General features: G+C 41.0%; 2 protein-coding genes. Both read left to right on the top strand.

What is annotated here, in order from left to right:
- Positions 1-272: 272 nt before the first annotated feature.
- Positions 273-929 (top strand): amino acid ABC transporter ATP-binding protein, encoded by a 657-nt coding sequence (locus FC65_RS10350; protein WP_010497700.1) that lies wholly within the window; start codon positions 273-275, stop codon positions 927-929.
- Positions 926-1,774 (top strand): amino acid ABC transporter substrate-binding protein, encoded by an 849-nt coding sequence (locus tag FC65_RS10345; protein ID WP_056972640.1) that lies wholly within the window; start codon positions 926-928, stop codon positions 1,772-1,774. Before FC65_RS10350 ends, FC65_RS10345 begins: the two co-directional genes overlap by 4 nt.
- Positions 1,775-2,076: the final 302 nt, after the last annotated feature.

Genomic DNA, 2,076 nt, shown 5'->3' with positions numbered 1-2,076 from the left:
CGTAAAAACCACGACTTATCGTTAAAGTCCGCTAGTGTTCGACTTTTACCCGGTCCACTCCACCCTGTTTTTTTAGTCGGATTCCGAAAACCAAGACTTTCCGCTTATCCAACCTATGTGTTACATCGCTAAAAAACGCAATTTAACACATGGGTCCGATAACGCTCGAGCCTTAAGCGGTTTTCTCCACCCTGTTTTCTAGTTGGGTTCCGTGAACCAAATGTCTGTGCCTAGCCAACTTTTACACCCTGTTTTAAAAAAGGAGGATCCTTATGCTTGAATTGAAAAATATTACGAAAAAATTTGGTGAACGTACCATTCTTGATAACTTAAATCTTCAGATCCCTGACGGTGAGATCCTTGCCATCGTTGGTCCTTCCGGTGCAGGTAAAACTACCTTGCTTCGTTGTTTAAGCGGTCTTGAGATCCCTGAAAGCGGCTCTTTTTTGCTAAACGGTCAACCCTTTGACCCAGCAGGTCCAGCAAGTGCCGAACAAATCATTGGTGTCGTTTTTCAAGACTACCAACTTTTTCCTAATTTGACAGTCTTGCAAAACATTACCTTAGCACCAAAACTGGTTTTAAAGCAAAACGAGAAAGATGCTCAAAAAAAAGCCGAAAAATTGCTGCAAAAATTAGATCTCGCTGGAAAAGAAGAGCTGTACCCGTATCAATTATCCGGTGGTCAACAGCAACGTGTCGCTATCGTTCGTGCCTTAGCGATGGAACCACGAGTTTTATGTTACGACGAACCAACATCGGCCTTAGATCCAGCCTTAAGGGAAAAAGTCGGTGAGATCATCTTAAGCTTGAAAAATGAAAAAATGACTCAAGTGATCGTGACCCATGATATGGATTTTGCCAAACAAACTGCTGATAAAGTCTTTACCGTCAATGCACTGGATGCCTTAGGAGGCGACTCTGTTTGAAAAAGAAAAAACTACTGACGACTTTTCTAGCACTAGTATGCTGTATATTGATTTTAACTGGTTGCGGCATCTCTGTTGGAAAAAAGGCAGCTCAAACTGACAACTGGACCAAGATTCAAAAACGCGGTTATGTGACGATCGGGGTGGACGACACCTTTGTTCCGATGGGGGTTCGTCAAAAAAACGGTCAACTAGTCGGTTACGATATTGACCTGGCTAAAGCTGTTTTTAAACTATATGGCATCAAGACTAACTTCCAAACGATCGACTGGTCAATGAATGCTACCGAATTAAAAAATGGCACGATCGATCTAATTTGGAACGGGCTGACCAAAACGCCAGAACGCCAAGCAAAAATGGCCTTTAGTGACACCTATTTGCGCAACGACCAAGTGTTGGTTTCGTTGAAGAAAGACCACATTGATTCCTACACTGCTATGCAAGGAAAAGTTCTGGGAGCACAAACAGGCTCTTCAGGTTCCAATGATATCAACAAATACCCGCAGCTTTTGAAAAATCGGATCAAAGACCACGATCCCATACTTTACGACTCATTTACAAATGCCTTCATTGATTTAAATTCAGGACGGATCCAGGGGTTATTGATCGATAGCAGCTATGCCGATTACTACATTGCCCACCAAAAAAATCCTGCAGATTTTAAGACGATCCGCGGTGCATTTCCACCCGAACAATTCGGCGTTGGCATGCGGAAAAGTGATGTCACAATGAAAAAACAGATCGACCGCGGCTTAAAAAAACTTGCTAAAGACGGAACTTTAGAAAAAATCAACCAGAAGTGGTTCGGGGATAAAGCCGACTCGCCTTTACTAAAAAATCAATAAAACAAAACCATTACCCTCTTCATCATTTAGGATAATGGTTTTTGTTTGCACAAATGTGACTCTATCACAAATTGAGCACTTTTATAGTTAGTTAATTTTTGAAAAAATAACTTGGTTAGGTTTCAAATTTACAGCTATTACTTCCGCTGTCTTTTGATTGCAGATTCCATCATAGGACTAATTTAACAAATCGAAACCTTTAAAAACAAACTTTCAGGTTACCTAACGTTTTTCGATCTCATCTTCTGCAACCCATTTGTGGTTAGTGACCTTTTTAGGTTCTTTATCAAGTGGTACTGATG

Origin of the sequence: Ligilactobacillus acidipiscis DSM 15836, assembly GCF_001435755.1 — a bacterium.
Lineage (GTDB): Bacteria > Bacillota > Bacilli > Lactobacillales > Lactobacillaceae > Ligilactobacillus > Ligilactobacillus acidipiscis.
This window is presented reverse-complemented; position numbering and strand designations above follow the sequence as displayed.

Coding starts and splice junctions, on each gene's coding strand:
- FC65_RS10350 (WP_010497700.1), top strand. CDS start 273: ATGCTTGAATTGAAAAATATTACGAAAAAATTTGGTGAACGTACCATT.